Here is a 16,964-nt window from a genome sequence, read left to right as displayed (position 1 = left end):
ACGGTTGAGGGGACTGCCTAAGATCAGCACAGCAGATTGCAGGACAGGTCTTGGCCAGGAGCTTTGCCCAATTAGCACGATCAGCTGAGAAGGCAGGGTCTCCGGTGGCCGTGCCCAAAGAGCCTCTGGACACCGCACCTCTGCAGATTCACACCCTTGGAGATGATGTTCTGCGGCTGGATGCCAGACGCATCGGAAAGGTGGATGAAACCGTGCGCGATTTGGCCCGCGACATGTTGCGCAGCATGTACACAGCCCGTGGCATCGGTCTTGCGGCTCCCCAGGTGGGTGTGCACCAGCAGCTGCTCGTGATTGATCTGGATCCGGAAACAGCCAGCTCGCCCCCGCTCGTGCTCATCAATCCCGAGATCACCTCGGCCAGTGCAAGCCTCGAGACCTATGAGGAAGGCTGCCTCAGCATCCCGGGGGTTTATCTGGATGTGGTGCGCCCCAGCGCGGTGCAGGTGAGTTTCCGCGATGAAATGGGGCGGCCGAGAACCATGAAGGCTGATGGCCTGATGGCCCGCTGCATCCAGCATGAAATGGACCACCTCACCGGTGTGCTGTTTGTTGACCGTGTGACCGATGCCGGAGGGTTGACCAAGGAATTGAAAGACCATGGCTTTCAGCCCAATGACGTTCGCTCTCTGGCCTGACGCTATGCCGATGAAACCTCTTGCCGGCCTCTTCCTGGCCCTGGCTTGCGTGCTGGGAATCGCTGCCACCGGTTGCGTGTTTGAGCTGGCCTATGGCGATCCAGACCTTGGCGTGCGTGTCACACGTTTGATTCTCGGGGTGAGCCTCCCGGCCACCATCGGGTCACTTCTTGTTGCGATTCGGATCAACAAACCGGCCTGAACCAGGCGGCTGATCCAGCGCAGGACTTTTACCATCCAGACACATCACCTTGTTCCGAATGGCCCGTTTGCGGATCGTTACTGCCGTTCTCACTGCCACGGTGGCGACCGGCCTGACTTCCCCGGTCAGGGCTCAAGGGTCCTTGTTCACCGCGGCTGAGGTGGATCAAACGAAGTTTGTGATGGTGTCGGCACCGATCGGCAGTGGATCCAGTGCTCAGCTCAATATCTATGAGCAACGCACCAATGCCAGGCCCTGTTTCGAGATGTCGGGGAGCGCACCGGCTGTGGTGAATCCGATGCTGGCCACCTTTGATTTCACGGGGATCTGCAATCGGTACATCGATGGCAATGGTTATTCCTTGCGCATCGGAGGCGATGACCTGGGCACCCGTTACCGGCTGTCGGTGATCAAGTCGGCGGACGATGTGCAGCTGATGGCCGTTCCAACCCGGGATCCTTCCCAGCCCACCTATCTGATCGCGAAGGCAGGGGGACCAGGCAATGACTTCATTCAGTTGGTTCTTGAGCCTGGCTGGCGCCTTATGCGTCGTCAGTACGGGAAGCGCACCCTGGGTCATCTGTACGTGTACAGGGATGCGGCTCCGGCAGCGGACGCAGAAACACCCTGACCATGGCTTGCTAAGTTGATTAGCTGGATATCCCTGCAGATTGCATGACTCAGGTCACGGTCGGAGAAAACGAAGGCATCGAATCAGCCCTGCGTCGCTTTAAGCGCCAGGTCTCCAAGGCCGGCATCTTCGCTGATCTCAAGCGTCTGCGTCACCACGAAACGCCCATCGAGAAGTACAAGCGCAAGGCTCAGCAGCGCCGCCGCCGTCGCTGAGTTCGCTGTCCGGAAAACCGGTACTTCAACCTGTTGGCACCACCTCACGTTCCGTTGAAACTGAAGGGAGAACGTGAGGTCAACACCATGGGCCAGAAGCTTGAACAATTCCGTTGCTGGGTCGCTGAAACCCTTGTCCATGCCATGGGGAACCCCAGCGAAGAGAGGCTGACGCAACCTCCTGCCATTGGAACGCAGCCTTATCGAGATCGTCCTCACGCTGCGCGGTGAGAGACAGGTGCAGATCCCTCTTGGATCTGCGCGTCGAAACTTCGAAAACAGAGGGCTGTTGCAAGGTGCTCCACGGTTACATCCCTTTCACCGGCAAGGTCGGCAATCGTGCGTGACACCTTCAACAGCTTCAGGCCGCTGCGCAGGCTGAGGCGTCGCACGCGCATCACCTGCTCCCAGGAGGTGAGCGTGTCTGACTGAAACGCTCCATGGCGTCTGAGATCTGCTGGGGAGAGGTCGCGATTGCTGCATCCCTCTGGATTGCGTTGCTGCATCTGTCGGCGTGCCATCTCGATCGTGGTGTGCAACGTCTCCCTTGCGATCGCACCGCGGCGTTCTTCGATCACTTGGCGCAGGGAGTCCGCTGCTGGAGCTTCCAGACGCAGCTGCAGATCGATCCGATCGAGCAACGGACCCGACATCCGGCGCCAATAGCGCTTCACTTGGGATTCGCTGCAGCGGCAGCGGGAATCCCCATTCCAGCCACAGGGGCATGGGTTGGTGGCGGCAACCAGGGTGACCTTGCATGGGAAGGCACAACGCACCCGGGCGCGGCTCAGCATCAGCACCCCCGCTTCGAGCGGTTGCCGCAACTGATCGAGCACGGCACGAGGAAACTCCCCGAGCTCATCGAGAAACAGCACGCCTCCATGGGCGAGGCTCAGCTCACCGGGTTTGGGATTCGCGCCTCCACCCAGTAATGCGGCGGCTGAGGCGCTGTGGTGCGGAGCCCGGAACGGCCGTTGGCGCATCAAGCCCTCTCTCCTGCCAGGCAACCCTGCGATCGAATGCAGCCGGGTGATCTCGAGAGCCTCAGCATCGTCGAGAGGTGGCAGCAGGCCTGGCAATTGCTGCGCAAGCAGGGTCTTGCCGCACCCTGGAGGACCCACCATCAACAGGTGATGGCCTCCTGCAGCCGCGAGGGCCAGTCCCTGGCGGGCCAGATGCTGGGCCGGCAGATTCAGAGGTGCTGGTGCCGCGGATCGCATTGCAGCAGCGCATGGATCTCTTGGGGTTTGGTGTTGGGGCCGTGCCGGGGTCTGCACCAAGTCGCCAGCGCGGAGGAGGTTCACCAGATCCTTCAGCGATGCCGCTGCTGTCACCTTCAGGCCCTTGACCAGGGAGGCCTCTGCTGCATCTTCGGCGGCGACCAGCAGGCCCCGTGCTCCCTGGGATTTGGCTAAGCAGGCAATGGCAAGGATGCCGCGACAAGGCCGCAGGCGACCGTCGAGGCCGAGTTCGCCTGCGCTCCAGAGGTCTTGCAGGCAGGGTGAATCCAGTTGACCGCTCGCGATGAGCAGGCCGAGGGCAATGGGCAGATCAAAGCAAGGACCTTCCTTGCGTAGATCTGCCGGCGCCAGATTCACCACCACTTTCACGAGGGGGCCACGGAAGCCGCTGTTGCGCAGGGCCGAGCGCACCCGTTCTCTGGACTCCTGGATGGCTGTGTCAGCCAGCCCCACCAAATGCAGGCCTGGAAGGCCAGGGGCCAGGTCCACCTCCACGGTGACCGGGCGGGCGTCGATTCCAAGCAGCGAGGCGCTGAGGCAACGTGCAAGCATTCATGGTTGAAACGGTTCAGGGATCCAATGCCCAGTCCGTCGCATGCCTTTCTCCAACGAGCCCAGCGCCATGGCCGAGGACACGATTTTTGCCCGCATCCTGCGGGGTGAGATTCCCTGTGATGAGGTCTACAGCGACGATCGCTGCCTCGCCTTTCGGGATGTTGCCCCCCAAGCGCCGGTTCACGTGTTGGTGATTCCCCGTGAGCCGATTCCAAGTTTGCGTGAGGCGCAAGACCAGCACGCCTCCCTGCTTGGTCATCTCTTGCTGGTAGCTGCACGGGTTGCCCAGCAGGAGGGACTGGAGGATTGGCGCACCGTGGTCAACACCGGAGCGGGCGCTGGCCAGACCGTGTTTCACCTGCATGTGCATGTGATTGGTGGTCGTCCGCTGGCCTGGCCCCCCGGTTGAAGCTGAATCAGGCGAGAATTGCTCCATGACATCTCTTAGTCCTGTGAGGACCGGATCGTTTCGGTCGCTTCGGCAGCAACTCAGCAAGTTGCGACATCTGGCCCAGCCGTTTTTCCTCCCGCTCAATCAAGCGAATGGCTGGCAGTTTGTATGGCTGCTGGTTTCCCTTCTGTTTTGTGTCGGTGGCATTGTCCTCGCGCTTCTCACAGGACTTCTCAACGTTCTTGAGCGTTGGCAACCAGTTCTGACCGAAAATTATTTCGGCGGTGTCGCTGACACCATCACCGACATCTGGTCGTCTTGGTGGGGAGGTGCGTTTGTTGCCTTATTTGTTCTTGGGGTTGCAAGTTTTACGGCTTTTCGTAACCAACTCAAGCAGCGTCGCTGGTTGCACTGGTTGCTGTTGGCCGCGATTGTGCTGATGCTCCTGGCGGTGAACGGGATCAATGCGGGGATTGGTTTTATCGCTCGAGACCTGACCAATGCCTTGGTGGAGCAGCAGGAGGATAATTTCTATCGAATCTTGATTATCTATGCCTGTTGTTTCGTTGTTGCTCTACCTATCAGGGTCTCTCAAATCTTTTTTACTTTTAAGCTTGGAATTATTTGGAGAGACTGGTTAACACGCGCTCTCATCAGCGATTACATGAGTAATCGTGCCTATTACGTGTTGAACCCTAATGACGAACAGGCGACTGATGTTGATAATCCTGACCAGAGGATTACAGAAGATACGCGTGCCTTTACGGCACAGAGTCTGGCCTTCACGATTGGTATTTTTGACGCCCTCCTCACATTTTTTCTGAATATTTTGATTTTGTGGGGAATCAGTACAGAGCTAACAGTAGGTTTGTTTGTGTATGCGGCTTTCTCAACAACCTTGCTGGTGATTGCTGGCCGAAAGCTCGTGGCATTGCAGTTTGATCAGCTGCGTTACGAGGCTGACTTCCGTTACGGGCTCGTTCACATCAGGAACAACGCTGAATCGATTGCTTTTTACGCCGGTGAAGCTCCTGAGGCCCAGGAAACCAAGCGAAGGCTCGGCGAGGTTGTGCGCAATTTCAATTTCATCATCAACTGGCAGGTTGTGATCGATGTGATGAGACGCTCCACAAACTATTCCGGCGTCTTTTTCCCCTATCTCATCTTGGCGCCGGCGATCTTCTCGGGCCAAACAGACTACGGAAGCTTTGTGCAGGCCAACTTCGCCTTCAACATGGTTGAGGGTTCTCTTCTGTTTGTTGTGAATCAAATTGAGGAGCTCGCCAAGTTCACCGCTGGCATTACTCGTCTGGAAGGGTTTCAGTCGAAAGTTGAGCAGGTTGCCGCTGCGCCTGCGGCTGATGAACGCCAGCTTGTTCGTGCTGGAGGCGGGATTGTGATTTCGAATGCAGATCTCTACACCCCGAAAGCCAGGATTCCCGTGATCCGTGACCTCAACCTCACAGTGAGTGAAGAAGACCGCGTGCTGGTGGTGGGTCCCTCTGGATGCGGGAAAACCTCGTTGATGCGGATGATCAGCGGATTGTGGACTCCCAGCACTGGGTCTGTTGAGCGTCCTGCAACTGGCGATCTCCTGTTTATTCCCCAGAAGCCTTATCTGCTTTTGGGCTCACTGAGAGAACAGCTTTGTTATCCGAGTGACCAAGACTTTTTCAGCGATTCTCAGTTGAAAAGTGTTATGGAAAAAGTGAATCTTCCACAGCTTGTTACGAGATATCCGGATCTTGACGTCAAGCAGGATTGGCAGAGAATTCTTTCTCTGGGTGAGCAGCAACGCCTGGCATTTGCACGATTGCTTCTGAATTCACCGCGCTATGTGGTTCTTGATGAGGCGACCAGTGCACTTGATGTGAAAACGGAGCGGTTGCTCTATGAGCTTCTGTTGGAGCGCGATGTGTCCTTTATTAGCGTTGGCCACCGCCCATCGCTAACGCGTTTTCACTCCAGTGTGCTGGAGTTGTACGGCAACGGTGACTGGCGCCTTGTTGCGGCTTCCAACTATCAACCTGAACTCGCCTGACTGCTCTGATGACGTCTGATTCCACCAACGCATCCAACGCCAGCCCGGATCTCACCCCTTCAGCCACCACAACCGACGTACCAGCGTTTGGTTGGAGCGGCTATGCGGAACGGGTGAACGGCCGTTTCGCCATGGTGGGTTTCGTGGCGCTTCTGATTGTGGAAGCCATCAGCCATGACACCTTTCTGCACTGGGCTGGTTTCCTGCGCTGATCAAGGGAGTCGGATCACATCCACATCCCAGCGCCCCTCGCGACTCACCTGAACGGCCAAGCGCCTGCCCTCTCCATCCAGACTCACCTCCCTGGGGACACCTGATGGTTCAACGGGTAATCGCTGAAGCGCTCCAGCATCGCGTCTGTAGAGCATCAGCTCTGTGCGTCCCTCCCGGGTGCGGATAAACGCAATGCGTTTGCCATTGCCGCTCACGCTTGCGCTCACCGGCTGACTGCCTGCTTGATTGAGGCCGGGCAGAGGGACCGGTTGGCGGGTGCGCAGATCCACCAGCTCAATGCGTTCTCGCCCATTTCGGCTGGCAATCGACACCAGCCACTGCTGCCCCAAGGCTGGCTGTCTGCGACTGTCTGCACTGCGTCGCAGGGCGGAATTCAAGCCCGGTTGCGGACGCATGCCGGACCCGGCGCATCCTGAGATGCACAGTCCCAGCACTGACGCCAGGATCACCGGTTCTCGCCATCCCTTCAAGGGTCCTGCGGGGTTGTGGTTTCGCGGCGCCCGCCCGCACGATCCGCTTCAAGCAGTTCACTGAGGTTGAACACTTCAACCTGCCAGCGCCCCTGCTCAGCCGTCTGTACGGCCAGTTCGCGTGCATCGGGTGCCAGGCTGAGGGTCACAGGATCACGGCCTGCTGGAAGACGCAGTGGATGTGCTCGGCCCGTGAGTCGATCTTCAATCAGTACGAGTCGTCGATTTCCTCGTTGAATCACAGCGGCGAGGTAGCGGCCGTTCCAACTCAGCGATGGTGAGCTGTGAGGCTGATGGCGCGAGAAGTGGCGCAGTTGCAACGGCTGCCCGCTCTTGAGATCCCTCAGTTGCACGGTCGGGCGCCCGCGTTGGTCAGCGATCACAGCGAGTTTGCTGCCATCGCCACTGAGGCTGGGCTGCTGTTGTTGGGCTGATAGAAGCCCGCTCGGTGCCCGCCGGCTTCTGCCGCTGCAGCCGGCTGTGCTCAAACCAGCCACGAGGACCAGCAGGATCAGGCGTTTCAGTCGTCGAACCGGGAGCTGTTGTCCCGTGGGCGAGAACTGCGGGGCGGAGTGCGATCAGCACCCTCAGTGCGAGCCGCGGTCGGTCCTGCAGGCCTCCGCGCTGGTGGAGTTGAGCGCTCGCTCGGGGTGTAAGCCGCATCTTCCGCCTGTTGGCGCAGGGGCGAACCTTGGGGGATGCCGGCTTCGGATCGGCCCACTGGCCTGCTTCCCTGAGTCCGTTGGCTTGGAGCACCGCTCCGTTCCGTTGGTGCAGACGTTTCGGAAGAGCGGCTGGATGCTGGGCTGGGTCTGCTGCCGCGGCGCTGGTCTTCGCGTTGGCTGCGCCGATCGCCGAAGCTCGGGCCAGAACGGCGGGGTTCATTGTCACGGTTGCCGAACCGCGCCATGCGTCGCTCCCGCTCACTATCGCCGGTCCAATCGCTGGATGCCTCGTTGCGGCCACGTCTGCGGCTGGCTGCCTCTTCGGGGATGGCAGCGCGGGGGTTGCGGCGCGGACGGTAGAAGTCCTGGTCGTCCGCTTGCGCCTCATCAAACTCCTGGCCCGCAAACCGGCGCCTCAGGGGCTGAGGTTCGTCGAAGCGGTCATAGGCGTCGTCGTAGCCCCCCCGCAGGCCTCCGGCGGGAACGCGGCTCGGGGGCTCATCGTCGAAATAAGCCGAACGTTTGGCTTGTTCCGCTGAGATTCCGCGCAGGCGAACGCTTTCGTAGGCAAAAAAGACCGTGGTGCCAGCGAGCAGGAACTGTCCGAACTGGAGAATCGGATCAAGTCGCCATCCTTGGAAAAACAGGATGCCGCCGCAGAGCAAGCCGATAGCAGCAAAAAAAACGTCGTAATCGCGGGCGAGTGCCGGCTTGAAGCTGCGCATGAAGTACAGCATTGCGCCACCAACGGCCAGCACGATTCCAACGATGCTGGCCCAGTTGAGACTGGCGTTAACCACGTTGAGTCCCCCGGGAAACGGTTGTTAGCCCTGAATGAAAGCAGCGCTAACCCTTCAAGTTTACGAAGCGCGCCAGAGCGATCAGAGTTTGCGATCGACGCGGTCGGTTTGGCTCAGGAAAAAGAGGCCGATGGAGGCGGGAACCACCACGATCACGGCACCCCAAACCAGGCTGCTGAGGAAATTGGCGAGGGAGGGGGTCATAGCAAGCGCGCCGAGGCTGACGATCTGATCTGAAACGCAACGATCCTAGGGATCGCTGGCAGCTTTCTACGATGTCGCTCCGATTGCTTTGAGGTTTGTGACGCCGACCTTGCTTCAGGTGCTGACGTTCCTGAACCCCCTGTTGGGATTGCTGCTGGCGGCCTGGAGCCTGATGTTCCTGCTGCGCATCGTGCTCACCTGGTACCCCCAGGTGGATCTCAAGGCTGCACCCTGGGCGGTGATCGCCTTGCCCACTGAACCCGTGCTGGCGCTCACCCGTCGCGTGGTGTCTCCCATCGGTGGAGTGGATGTCACCCCTGTGATCTGGGTGGGCATTGTCAGTCTGATCCGCGAATTGCTGGTGGGTCAGCAGGGGCTGTTCACGATGGTGCTATCGCGCGCTCAGGACATCGCCTGAGCCGGGGTTGGATGCTCTGCTCCGCCGTCAGAGCATCTCCTGTTCGACGAATTTCGTGTGCACCTCACCCTGGAGAAACTCCGGCCGTTCGAGCATGCGCAAGTGGAAATCCACCGTGGTGGGTATTCCGGTAACGGCGCATTCGTTCAGGGCTCTGCGCATGCGGCTGATGGCCGCCTCGCGGTCCGGCCCCCACACGATCAGCTTGCCGATCAGTGAATCGTAAAAAGGTGGAATGTCGTAGCCGGTATACACGTGGCTGTCGACGCGCACGCCCGGTCCACCCGGAGGGAGCCATCCGGTGATGCGCCCTGGCGCCGGGCGGAAGTTATGGGATGCGTCTTCTGCATTGATCCGACATTCGATGGCATGGCCCCGCAATTCGATCTGGTCTTGCGACACGCTGATCGGCTCTCCGCCAGCAATGCGCAGTTGTTCCGCGATCAGGTCGATGCCCGTCACCATTTCCGTGACCGGATGTTCCACTTGAATGCGGGTGTTCATCTCCATGAAATAGAACCCACCGCTGCGATCCAGCAGGAATTCAACGGTGCCCGCACCCTCGTAGTTGATGCTGCGTGCTGCGGCGACGGCGGCTTCGCCCATGCGCATGCGCAGATCCTTGTCCAGAGCTGGACTCGGTGCTTCTTCCAGCAGTTTCTGGTGCCGGCGCTGAATCGAGCAGTCGCGTTCACCGAGGTGCACCACATTGCCGTGGCGGTCAGCGAGCACCTGGACCTCCACGTGGCGAGGCTTGTCGATGAATTTCTCCATGTAGAGCCCCGGATTCCCGAAGGCCGCCTCGGCTTCCCCCTGGGCAGCCTTGTACAGAGTCTCCAGTTGGTCTGCTGACTGAACGAGCCGCATGCCCCGGCCGCCGCCGCCAGCGGTGGCTTTGATCATCACGGGATAGCCCATGGCCAAGGCCAGGTCGGCCGCTTCGTCTGGCCCAGACAGAAGACCCTCGCTCCCCGGCACGGTGGGAACGCCGACGGCCTGCATGGTGGTTTTGGCCGTGGACTTATCCCCCATGGAGCGGATCGCGTGGGGGGACGGGCCTACGAAGGTGATCCCGTGGTCTCTGCAAATCTCAGCAAAACGGTCGTTTTCGGCAAGAAAGCCGTAGCCGGGATGGATGGCATCGGCGCCTCGCGAGGTCGCCGCAGCCAAGATGTTGGGAATATCGAGATAACTGCGGTTGCTGGGCCCCTCGCCGACGCACACCGCTTCATCTGCCAATTGCACGTGCAGGGCATTGCGATCAACGGTGCTGTAGACAGCGACCGTGGCGATCCCCAGTTCACGGCAGCTCCTCAGGATCCTTAAAGCGATTTCGCCGCGGTTGGCGATCAGCACCTTGCCGATGGTCATCCCGCAGTATCCAAGCCAGGGCGGATCGTATCAGCGGCCGGTCGGCGACACCTCGTTCCACTTTGAGGATGGGCTTGTGAAGAGGGGGTGAACCATGAGCCGGTATGATCGATCCTCGACAAGGCCCGAGCGGCTGCGTCGACCACGCGGATGTGGTGGAATTGGTAGACACGCACGTTTGAGGGGCGTGTGGCTTCGGCCTTGCGAGTTCAAGTCTCGCCATCCGCATTTTTCTTCTCCCTGATCTGTCGCGCGTGACGACAAGACCTACAGATCAGACGCTCTCCATCATCTTTGTTTCCAATGGGCCTGGGGAGCTCACCACCTGGGTGCGTCCCCTCGCTGAACAGCTGCACCGTCGTCTCTTGCTGCGGCCCAGGGCGCCTGGTTCACCGATCAGCCTTCACCTTGTGTTGGTTCCTTGCCCGAATGCCACAGGCACCGAGGCCGAGGCTGCAGCGCGCTGGGGACAGTTCGATCGCATCGTTCCGTCGCGACGCTTCTGGAGTTTGCTGCTGAATCCCAGACGCTATGGACCCTGGCCATCCCGGGGTGTTGTGGTGTTTCTGGGTGGCGATCAGTTCTGGACCGTGTTGTTGTCCGCCCGGCTTGGCTATCGCCACATCACCTATGCCGAATGGGTGGCTCGCTGGCCTCGCTGGAACGATCGAATTGCTGCGATGGCTCCTGCGGTGCTCGACCAGCTGCCCAGGCGTTTCCGCTCGCGCTGTCGTGTGGTCGGGGATTTGATGGCAGACCTGTCCGATGACGCCAAAGACAGAGATCCCCTGCCCAAAGGGCTCTGGGTGGCGCTGATGCCCGGATCAAAGCCTGCCAAGTTGCAGGTGGGTGTGCCGTTCCTTGTGGAGGCTGCCGATCGTCTGGCGGCTCAACAGCCTGACTGCCAATTCCTGTTGCCTGTAGCCCCTACCACCAACCCAGAGGAGCTTTTGCGCTTCTCCGGTGCAACCAATCCGATCGCTTCCAGCTACCGCGGCGGCATTCATGCTCTGTTGCCCGCGGATGAACACTGGCCATGGCGCCGCCTGTTGACCCACGCCGGCACGGTGATTCACCTGCAGGAAGATCCGCCTGCCCATGCTGCACTCAGCCAGTGTGCGCTCGCTCTGACCACGGTGGGAGCGAATACCGCTGAGCTCGGCGCTCTTGGGGTGCCGATGATCGTGCTGGTGCCAACGCAACATCTGGGGGTGATGCAGGCCTGGGATGGTTGGCTGGGTCTGCTCGCCCGACTTCCAGGACTGCGCAGACTGATCGGCCTTGTTCTCAGTGCCTGGCGCATGCGCAACCATGGCCTGTTGGCCTGGCCGAATATTGCTGCCGGACGGATGGTGGTTCCCGAGCGCGTGGGACCGATCACGCCTGAGCAGATCGCCTTGGAGGCCCTGGAGTGGCTGCGCGCCCCGGAACGGCTGGAGGGCCAGCGCGAGGATCTGCGCCGATTGCGCGGTCAGCCCGGTGCCGTGGCGGCACTGGCCGACGAAGTGAGGGAGCTGCTCCCCAGAGCGCTTTCCGACTAGGGTCCGCGCCAATTGCCTCAACTTGATGTCAGGCTCCCTCCCCGCTGAAGGCGATCGCATGGAGCGCTCTCCCGAAGAATGGCGACAGCAGCTCACCCCCGAGCAATTTCAGGTTGCTCGGCAGGGGGGGACGGAACGCGCCTTTACCGGGGCTTATTGGAATCACAAGGACGACGGCACCTATCACTGCATCTGCTGCGATGCGCCGCTGTTCAGTTCGAGCACCAAGTTCGAGTCCGGAACCGGCTGGCCGAGTTTCTGGGATGGAGTGAGCTCAGGGGCGATTCGCACCAAGGAGGATCGGACCCACGGCATGGTGCGCACTGAAATTCTCTGTGCCCGTTGTGATGCCCACCTCGGGCATGTGTTTCCGGATGGCCCAGCGCCTACAGGGCAGCGTTACTGCGTGAACAGCGCGTCGCTTCAGTTCAAGGGCTAAGACGACAGCTCAGCGCCTCAACCCTTTGATCTACCAAGGATCATCCATCGGTTCCCTTGGCGATCGGGGTTGAGGCTCTTGATCCATGGGCTCCACGTCCAGGGGTTCTCCGGGCCGCTCGATGGGCCGCCGTGATGCTGGCCGGGGTCGTCGATCGGGACGCGGCTGAGGTGGGGTCTCGTCAAATTGCGGCGGCTGGCGGTCGAAGTCCCGGTCCTGATCAACGTCACGGGACGGATCATTCCTGGGCTGCTCGTAACGCTCTTGGGGTTCGTTGCGCTGTTCAGACTCGTAGCGCTCTTGAGGCTGGTAGCGCTCTTGGGGTTCGTAGCGCTGTTCAGACTCGTAGCGCTCTTGAGGCTGGTAGCGCTCTTGGGGTTCGTAGCGCCCAGGTTCTTCCTCCAGGGGGAGTTCGTCGAGGTAGCGCCTGCGGCGAACTTCGTCCTGGCGGGGCTGCTCCAGCTCCACGTATTCCAGTTCGGCCTGATCCGCGTCAAACCTCTGAGAGGAGGAGGCCTCGAGTTGCCTGGGCGTGTCTTCAGCGCTCTGGCCAGAGCTCAACTGATTCTCCACAGGCACCACGTTCACCCGGTAGCGCTCGCGTTCCTGCTCTTCCCAGCTGGGGCCACCAACGCCCAACTTTTCAAGAAAGCCACTGTTGAGCTGCTTGAGCTTGTCCTCAGCGCCCTCATACACAATGATTCGGTCAGCACCGCTGCTCACGATCTCTTCGACCGGGATCTCCCAGGTGCTGAGAACGCCTTCACCCAACAGGGGCACGCCCACGGCCCCTGTGACCAGGGTGGTGAGTTCTCCGGTTTCGATATCGAAGGAGAAGCCGAGAACCCTGCCGAGCTGCTGGCCCGACTCGGTGATCACCTGGCAGTTGATCACCCGGCTGTAACGCTCAGGTGAAAAGGCTTCACTCAGAGAATCGGCGGAATCGACAAGGATCACGTCGCCCACCTGACGGATGCGATCGAGGGGCATCCAGCGGGGGAGCCCCGGAAGGAATCGGGTGAGGGGGTTGTCACGTAAACCGAGGGCGACGACCTCGCGGCCGTCAATGTCCACAATCACCTCACCCACCACCCCGAGGCGGCGCCCGGTGTCACGGGTGATCACCTGGGTGCCCATCAGCTCTGATCTCAGCCAGAGGCGATCACTGGGCACGTTGGCCAGGGGATCATTGGAAGACGACGACACACTCAACCGCAGGCCTCAGCCGGAGGGATTGGCGCCATTTTGACGCAAGGAGCAGAAACCGGCCCGTCAGGCGGCATCCGGGAGGCCAATCACCTGGGTGTGAGCGCCCCGAGCCTGGGTCACACCGATGGTTCTGGTCGAGGCACCGATCATGGGCCTGCGGTGGCTCACCACAAGGAACTGGGCTTGTTCGGCCTGCCGGGCGATCAGCGCCGCCAAACGTTCCACATTCACCCCGTCCAGAAAACTGTCCACTTCATCAAGGGCGTAAAAGGGCGATGGCCTGAAGCGTTGCAGCGCAAACAGGAAGCTCAGTGCGGTGAGGGATTTCTCTCCGCCTGACATGGCTGCCAGACGACGCACGGCCTTGCCCTTGGGGTGGGCGACCAGGGTCAGGCCTCCCTCGAGAGGGTCATCGGCATTGTCGAGTTGGAGCTTGCCGTCGCCATCGGAGAGGCTCGCGAAAATCTCGCGGAAATGACCATCCACCGCCTCGAAAGCCTCCATGAAGGCCTCCTGGCGGAGCGTGGCCACCGTTCCGATCCGAAGCAGCAGTTCTTCCCGTTCCTGGCTCAGCACATCCAGGCGTTCGCCGAGATCGCCGAGGCGTTGTTCGAGCTCCTGTAGCTCTTCCAGCGCCAGCATGTTCACTGGCTCGAGGGCCTCCATGCGCCGTTGCAGTTGCTGGAGTTGCTCTTGCAGGGCCTCCACTCCACCCTCACGAATGGCGTCGCTGATCTCCGGCAGCGGGTCTGGAAGGGAGGACTTCAGTTCCTCCAGGCGAAGGCTGCCGCTGCGCAACTGCTCCTCCATGCTCACGCGTTCCTCACGCAACCGTTCCAGGTTCCAGCGCGCCTGCTGCAGCGCCTGGCGTAGCTCCGCAACGGCGGCCTCCGCTTCATCGCGGGCGCGACGTTCCTCGCCGAAGCGAGTCTGCAGCTCCTGCTGTTGCGCGTTGAGGGCATCGCGCCGCGTTTTCAGATCCTGCTGCTGCTGTTTCCAACGGCCATGGGTTTCGGCAAGGGTTTTCACCGCTTCCTGGAGGGATTGCTCCTCGCGCTCGACAGCCTGCAGCTGATCGGCCAAGCGCTGGCCCGACATCTGCCGCTCCCGGTCCTTCTGCAGCAAGGTGTCGCGCTGACGGCGGGCCGTCTCCAGGGCTCCGTCGGCCTGTTCCAGGGTCTGTTGGAGGGCTTGCCAGCGCTCGGCGTCTGCGTTGCTTTCCTCCTTGGAGTCCTGCTGATCCAGTTGCTGGAGCTCGGTCTGCAGCGGCGTCAGCGCCGTCTCGATCTCCTGGAGCCGACGGCTCTCCTGGCTGCCTGTTTCCTGCAGCTCTTGCAGCCTGCGCTGGCGTTGCTGCAGCCGTTCCAGCAGGGGGCCGTGGGAGCGGCGCGCTGCTTGGCGTTCCGCCTCCAGGGCTGCCTGGCGTTGCTCAAGTTGGCGCAATCCGGGGCGCTGCTCCTCAAGTTGTGCCGTTAAGCGTTGCTCTTCCCGGCAGCAGGCAGCCAGGGTTTCTCCCAGCTCCAGGAGGCGTTGGCGCAGGGGAGCCGCGTCGTCACCCTCGTTGCTGACGCCGAAGCTCAGGCCGCCACTGCGCTGCCCCAGGCTTCCGCCGGTCATGGCTCCGCTCTTCTCCAGAAGTTCGCCGTCGAGGGTGACAGCGCGGGAGCGGCCCAGGACGCGGCGTGCACTGCCCAGGTCCGTGAACACCTGGGTGTCACCGAAGACGTAGGCGAACACGTCGCCGTAAATCGGTTCGTAGCGAATCAAATCGACGGCTCTGCCGATCAGGCCATCGGCGTTGCCGCCGTCCGGTCTGCGACCACGGGCCATGGCGGCGCCGCCGCCACCGCCGGGAGCCCGGATCTTGTTGAGTGGCAGAAAGGTGAGTCGTCCGGCTCTGCGGCTCTTGAGGAGATCGATGGCCCGTGCCGCGATGCGGTCGTCATCCACCACCACCTGGCCCATGCGCGCGCCGGCCGCCACCTCGAGGGCCATGCGATGGCGGTCTTCCACTTCGCCGAGCTGGGCGACCGGCCCATGGATTCCCTCCAGTCCTGATTCGAGCAGAAGGCGCAGGGCTCCAGTGCCGCGGCTCTCCTGAAGGGCTTCACGCCGACTGTCCTGGCGTGCGATGTCCCGTTCGAGTCGGGTCTGCTCCTGTGCCAAACGGGTGCGGGTGCGCTGCTGAATCGCCAACGACTCCGCCAGCTGCTGCAGCTGCTCCTGTCCTGTACGGATCGTGTTGAGCAGGGCTTGCCATTCCTGTTCGAGTTGCGCCAGAAGCGTCTGCACCTTGTGGTCTTCCGCGCCGTCTTGATCCCGCTCCTGCTCCAGGTCGAGCCTGCGCTCTTCTGCTTGGCGCAGCCGCTCTTTGAGTTGCTGACGCTCTTCCTGCAGGGGGGCCAGGGAGGCCTGCAATTGCTGGCGTCGGGAGCTGCGCTGGCGTTGCTCCTCAATCCAGGTGCCTGAACGGCCGGCCACTTCACCGAGCTGGCGTCGGGAGCGCTCCACGGCGGCTTCCGCATCCCGGCAATCCTGTTCCGCCTGGGCGAGCCCGCTTGGATCAGCGCTGAGCCGAAGCGACTCCGATTCGGACTGGATCTGTCCTCGGCGTGCCTGGAGGTCATGGCGCACGGCCTGAAGCCGTTCCCCCTCCTGCTGGTGCTGCGCGGCCTGCCGCTCCAGTTCCCGGTTTTGGGGATCGAGGCCAGCCAGCTCAGCCTGCACACCCAGCAACTGGTCTTCCCCCAGCGCCTTGACGTTGTCCTGAAGGGTTTTCAGCTTGGTGGCCGCTTCTTGCAGTGTTGTTTCCTGCTCCTCCAGGGCTTGGGAGTCGCGGGTGTCTTGATCACCGAGGTCTTGATGCCGCTGCTGCAGGCGGCGGCGCTCGGCCTGGGCGGCTTCGTAAGCCAAAACCAGCTCCTGCCGGCGACCCATCTGGAGCTGTTCACGCAGCTCCTGATAGGCCCGAGCCTTGGCGCAATCCTTCTCCAGCCGCTGACGTGCGGCCAGAAGTTCCTGTTCCACGATCCGGCAGCGTTCCTGCCGTTCCTGTACGTCGTCGAGTTTTCTGCGGGTCTGTTCGATGCGGGTGTCGAACAAGGCCACCCCCGCCAATTCATCGATGAGGCCGCGGCGGTCCCGGTTGCTCATCGACACGATGCGGGTCACATCCCCCTGCATCACCACGTTGCTTCCCTCGGGGTCGATGCGGAGCCGTCGCAGCTGGGTTTGGAGCTGCTGCAGGTTGCAAGGGATTCCGTCGGCGCTGTAACTGCTGCTGTAGGAGCCGCCCGGCATCACCCGTAATTTGCGGGTCACCGTCCACTCGGTTTGATCAGGCCTGATCCAGGGACCTTCCTCTGGAGCCTCGATGCCCTCTTCGGCGGCATCGGGTTGCCAGTCCGAGAGGTCGAGGCGCACGCTCACCGTGGTTTCAGCAGACTTGCCAGCCTTGAGAACCCCGCTGTTCACAAGATCGGGCAAGCGATCGGCGCGCATGCCACGGCTGTTAGCGAGCCCCAGGCAGAACAGCACGCCATCGAGAATGTTGCTTTTGCCGGATCCGTTCGGCCCGGTCACCACCGTGAAGCCCGGCTCCAGGGGGATGGTCATCGCCCCGCCGAAGGACTTGAAGTGCGTGAGCCCAACTTGATTGATATGAACCAACAGGGGGCACGG

Annotated in this window: 18 protein-coding genes and 1 tRNA gene; 11 read left to right on the top strand and 8 right to left on the bottom strand. The window is 61.4% G+C overall.

Going from position 1 to position 16,964, the window contains the following annotated elements:
• The first annotated feature begins 50 nt into the window (after positions 1-50).
• Genes def through rpsU form a run of 4 tightly spaced genes read left to right on the top strand, consistent with a single transcriptional unit; the run spans position 51 to position 1,704 of the window.
• The gene (gene def / locus SynBMKMC1_RS12525; protein ID WP_011934029.1) at positions 51-656 is read left to right on the top strand and encodes a peptide deformylase; all 606 of its coding nucleotides are present in this window, start codon (positions 51-53) and stop codon (positions 654-656) included.
• Positions 657-660: 4 nt separating this feature from the next.
• Positions 661-858 (top strand): hypothetical protein, encoded by a 198-nt coding sequence (locus SynBMKMC1_RS12520; protein ID WP_011934028.1) that lies wholly within the window; start codon positions 661-663, stop codon positions 856-858.
• A 58-nt stretch (positions 859-916) separates the two neighbouring features.
• On the top strand, positions 917-1,489 hold the full coding sequence (locus SynBMKMC1_RS12515; protein ID WP_186471972.1) for a DUF3747 domain-containing protein: 573 nt from the start codon (positions 917-919) through the stop codon (positions 1,487-1,489).
• A 44-nt stretch (positions 1,490-1,533) separates the two neighbouring features.
• Positions 1,534-1,704: a 30S ribosomal protein S21 gene (rpsU, locus tag SynBMKMC1_RS12510; protein WP_006043142.1), complete on the top strand. Its 171-nt coding sequence runs from the start codon at positions 1,534-1,536 to the stop codon at positions 1,702-1,704.
• A gap of 215 nt (positions 1,705-1,919) precedes the next feature.
• Here rpsU and SynBMKMC1_RS12505 read toward each other — a convergent pair whose 3' ends face one another.
• A complete protein-coding gene (locus tag SynBMKMC1_RS12505; protein WP_186471971.1) occupies positions 1,920-3,497 on the bottom strand; it encodes a YifB family Mg chelatase-like AAA ATPase in 1,578 nt (525 codons plus the stop codon).
• 70 nt (positions 3,498-3,567) lie between these two features.
• On the opposite strand from SynBMKMC1_RS12505, the gene SynBMKMC1_RS12500 reads away from it, so the two are divergent.
• From SynBMKMC1_RS12500 to SynBMKMC1_RS12490, 3 genes are read left to right on the top strand one after another with little or no spacing between them, the layout of a single operon-like run.
• On the top strand, positions 3,568-3,909 hold the full coding sequence (locus tag SynBMKMC1_RS12500; protein WP_186473459.1) for a histidine triad nucleotide-binding protein: 342 nt from the start codon (positions 3,568-3,570) through the stop codon (positions 3,907-3,909).
• Between the two features lie 25 nt (positions 3,910-3,934).
• A complete protein-coding gene (locus SynBMKMC1_RS12495; RefSeq protein WP_186471970.1) occupies positions 3,935-5,932 on the top strand; it encodes an ABC transporter ATP-binding protein/permease in 1,998 nt (665 codons plus the stop codon).
• 8 nt (positions 5,933-5,940) lie between these two features.
• Positions 5,941-6,144 carry a chlorophyll a/b-binding protein gene (locus SynBMKMC1_RS12490; RefSeq protein WP_011934023.1) on the top strand — a complete coding sequence of 68 codons (204 nt, stop codon included), beginning with the start codon at positions 5,941-5,943 and terminating at the stop codon, positions 6,142-6,144.
• Here the strand turns inward: SynBMKMC1_RS12490 and SynBMKMC1_RS12485 are convergent, their stop codons facing one another.
• From SynBMKMC1_RS12485 to psbX, 4 genes are all read right to left on the bottom strand, one after another.
• A complete protein-coding gene (locus SynBMKMC1_RS12485; protein ID WP_255486200.1) occupies positions 6,145-6,561 on the bottom strand; it encodes a hypothetical protein in 417 nt (138 codons plus the stop codon).
• A gap of 71 nt (positions 6,562-6,632) precedes the next feature.
• Positions 6,633-7,133, bottom strand: coding sequence for a Tol biopolymer transporter periplasmic protein (locus tag SynBMKMC1_RS12480; protein WP_186471969.1), 501 nt, complete (start codon positions 7,131-7,133; stop codon positions 6,633-6,635).
• A 23-nt stretch (positions 7,134-7,156) separates the two neighbouring features.
• The gene (locus SynBMKMC1_RS12475; protein ID WP_186471968.1) at positions 7,157-8,101 is read right to left on the bottom strand and encodes a Ycf66 family protein; all 945 of its coding nucleotides are present in this window, start codon (positions 8,099-8,101) and stop codon (positions 7,157-7,159) included.
• An 81-nt stretch (positions 8,102-8,182) separates the two neighbouring features.
• Complete coding sequence (gene psbX / locus SynBMKMC1_RS12470; protein ID WP_006043150.1) at positions 8,183-8,305, bottom strand: photosystem II reaction center X protein; 123 nt, start codon at positions 8,303-8,305, stop codon at positions 8,183-8,185.
• Positions 8,306-8,402: 97 nt separating this feature from the next.
• Between psbX and SynBMKMC1_RS12465 the strand changes: the two genes are divergently transcribed.
• Positions 8,403-8,723, top strand: a complete 321-nt coding sequence (locus SynBMKMC1_RS12465; RefSeq protein WP_186471967.1) for a YggT family protein — start codon at positions 8,403-8,405, stop codon at positions 8,721-8,723.
• Positions 8,724-8,750: 27 nt separating this feature from the next.
• Here SynBMKMC1_RS12465 and accC read toward each other — a convergent pair whose 3' ends face one another.
• Positions 8,751-10,094 carry an acetyl-CoA carboxylase biotin carboxylase subunit gene (accC, locus tag SynBMKMC1_RS12460; protein ID WP_186471966.1) on the bottom strand — a complete coding sequence of 448 codons (1,344 nt, stop codon included), beginning with the start codon at positions 10,092-10,094 and terminating at the stop codon, positions 8,751-8,753.
• A 146-nt stretch (positions 10,095-10,240) separates the two neighbouring features.
• Here accC and SynBMKMC1_RS12455 point away from each other — a divergent pair.
• The 3 genes from SynBMKMC1_RS12455 (at position 10,241) to msrB (ending at position 12,074) form a co-directional block, all read left to right on the top strand.
• Positions 10,241-10,322: transfer RNA gene (locus SynBMKMC1_RS12455), tRNA-Leu, on the top strand.
• Positions 10,323-10,348: 26 nt separating this feature from the next.
• Positions 10,349-11,635, top strand: a complete 1,287-nt coding sequence (locus SynBMKMC1_RS12450; protein WP_186471965.1) for a glycosyl transferase — start codon at positions 10,349-10,351, stop codon at positions 11,633-11,635.
• A 25-nt stretch (positions 11,636-11,660) separates the two neighbouring features.
• Positions 11,661-12,074, top strand: coding sequence for a peptide-methionine (R)-S-oxide reductase MsrB (msrB, locus tag SynBMKMC1_RS12445; RefSeq protein ID WP_186471964.1), 414 nt, complete (start codon positions 11,661-11,663; stop codon positions 12,072-12,074).
• Positions 12,075-12,104: 30 nt separating this feature from the next.
• Here the strand turns inward: msrB and SynBMKMC1_RS12440 are convergent, their stop codons facing one another.
• Both SynBMKMC1_RS12440 and smc read right to left on the bottom strand, forming a co-directional pair.
• The gene (locus tag SynBMKMC1_RS12440) at positions 12,105-13,286 is read right to left on the bottom strand and encodes a PRC-barrel domain-containing protein (RefSeq protein ID WP_186471963.1); all 1,182 of its coding nucleotides are present in this window, start codon (positions 13,284-13,286) and stop codon (positions 12,105-12,107) included.
• Between the two features lie 60 nt (positions 13,287-13,346).
• Entirely contained in the window at positions 13,347-16,898 is a 3,552-nt protein-coding gene (gene smc / locus SynBMKMC1_RS12435) for a chromosome segregation protein SMC (RefSeq protein WP_370593921.1), read from the bottom strand.
• Positions 16,899-16,964: the final 66 nt, after the last annotated feature.

Origin of the sequence: Synechococcus sp. BMK-MC-1 (genome assembly GCF_014279955.1) — a bacterium.
GTDB lineage: Bacteria > Cyanobacteriota > Cyanobacteriia > PCC-6307 > Cyanobiaceae > Synechococcus_C.
This window is presented reverse-complemented; position numbering and strand designations above follow the sequence as displayed.

Bases quoted from the DNA above. Each gene is read 5' to 3' on its own strand.
- smc (WP_370593921.1), bottom strand. From the start codon at position 16,898: ATGACCATCCCCCTGGAGCCGGGCTTCACGGTGGTGACCGGGCCGAAC.
- SynBMKMC1_RS12485 (WP_255486200.1), bottom strand. From the start codon at position 6,561: ATGCGTCCGCAACCGGGCTTGAATTCCGCCCTGCGACGCAGTGCAGAC.
- SynBMKMC1_RS12505 (WP_186471971.1), bottom strand. From the start codon at position 3,497: ATGCTTGCACGTTGCCTCAGCGCCTCGCTGCTTGGAATCGACGCCCGC.
- SynBMKMC1_RS12515 (WP_186471972.1), top strand. From the start codon at position 917: ATGGCCCGTTTGCGGATCGTTACTGCCGTTCTCACTGCCACGGTGGCG.
- rpsU (WP_006043142.1), top strand. From the start codon at position 1,534: ATGACTCAGGTCACGGTCGGAGAAAACGAAGGCATCGAATCAGCCCTG.
- msrB (WP_186471964.1), top strand. From the start codon at position 11,661: ATGTCAGGCTCCCTCCCCGCTGAAGGCGATCGCATGGAGCGCTCTCCC.
- SynBMKMC1_RS12490 (WP_011934023.1), top strand. From the start codon at position 5,941: ATGACGTCTGATTCCACCAACGCATCCAACGCCAGCCCGGATCTCACC.
- SynBMKMC1_RS12520 (WP_011934028.1), top strand. From the start codon at position 661: ATGCCGATGAAACCTCTTGCCGGCCTCTTCCTGGCCCTGGCTTGCGTG.
- SynBMKMC1_RS12495 (WP_186471970.1), top strand. From the start codon at position 3,935: ATGACATCTCTTAGTCCTGTGAGGACCGGATCGTTTCGGTCGCTTCGG.
- SynBMKMC1_RS12500 (WP_186473459.1), top strand. From the start codon at position 3,568: ATGGCCGAGGACACGATTTTTGCCCGCATCCTGCGGGGTGAGATTCCC.
- psbX (WP_006043150.1), bottom strand. From the start codon at position 8,305: ATGACCCCCTCCCTCGCCAATTTCCTCAGCAGCCTGGTTTGGGGTGCC.
- accC (WP_186471966.1), bottom strand. From the start codon at position 10,094: ATGACCATCGGCAAGGTGCTGATCGCCAACCGCGGCGAAATCGCTTTA.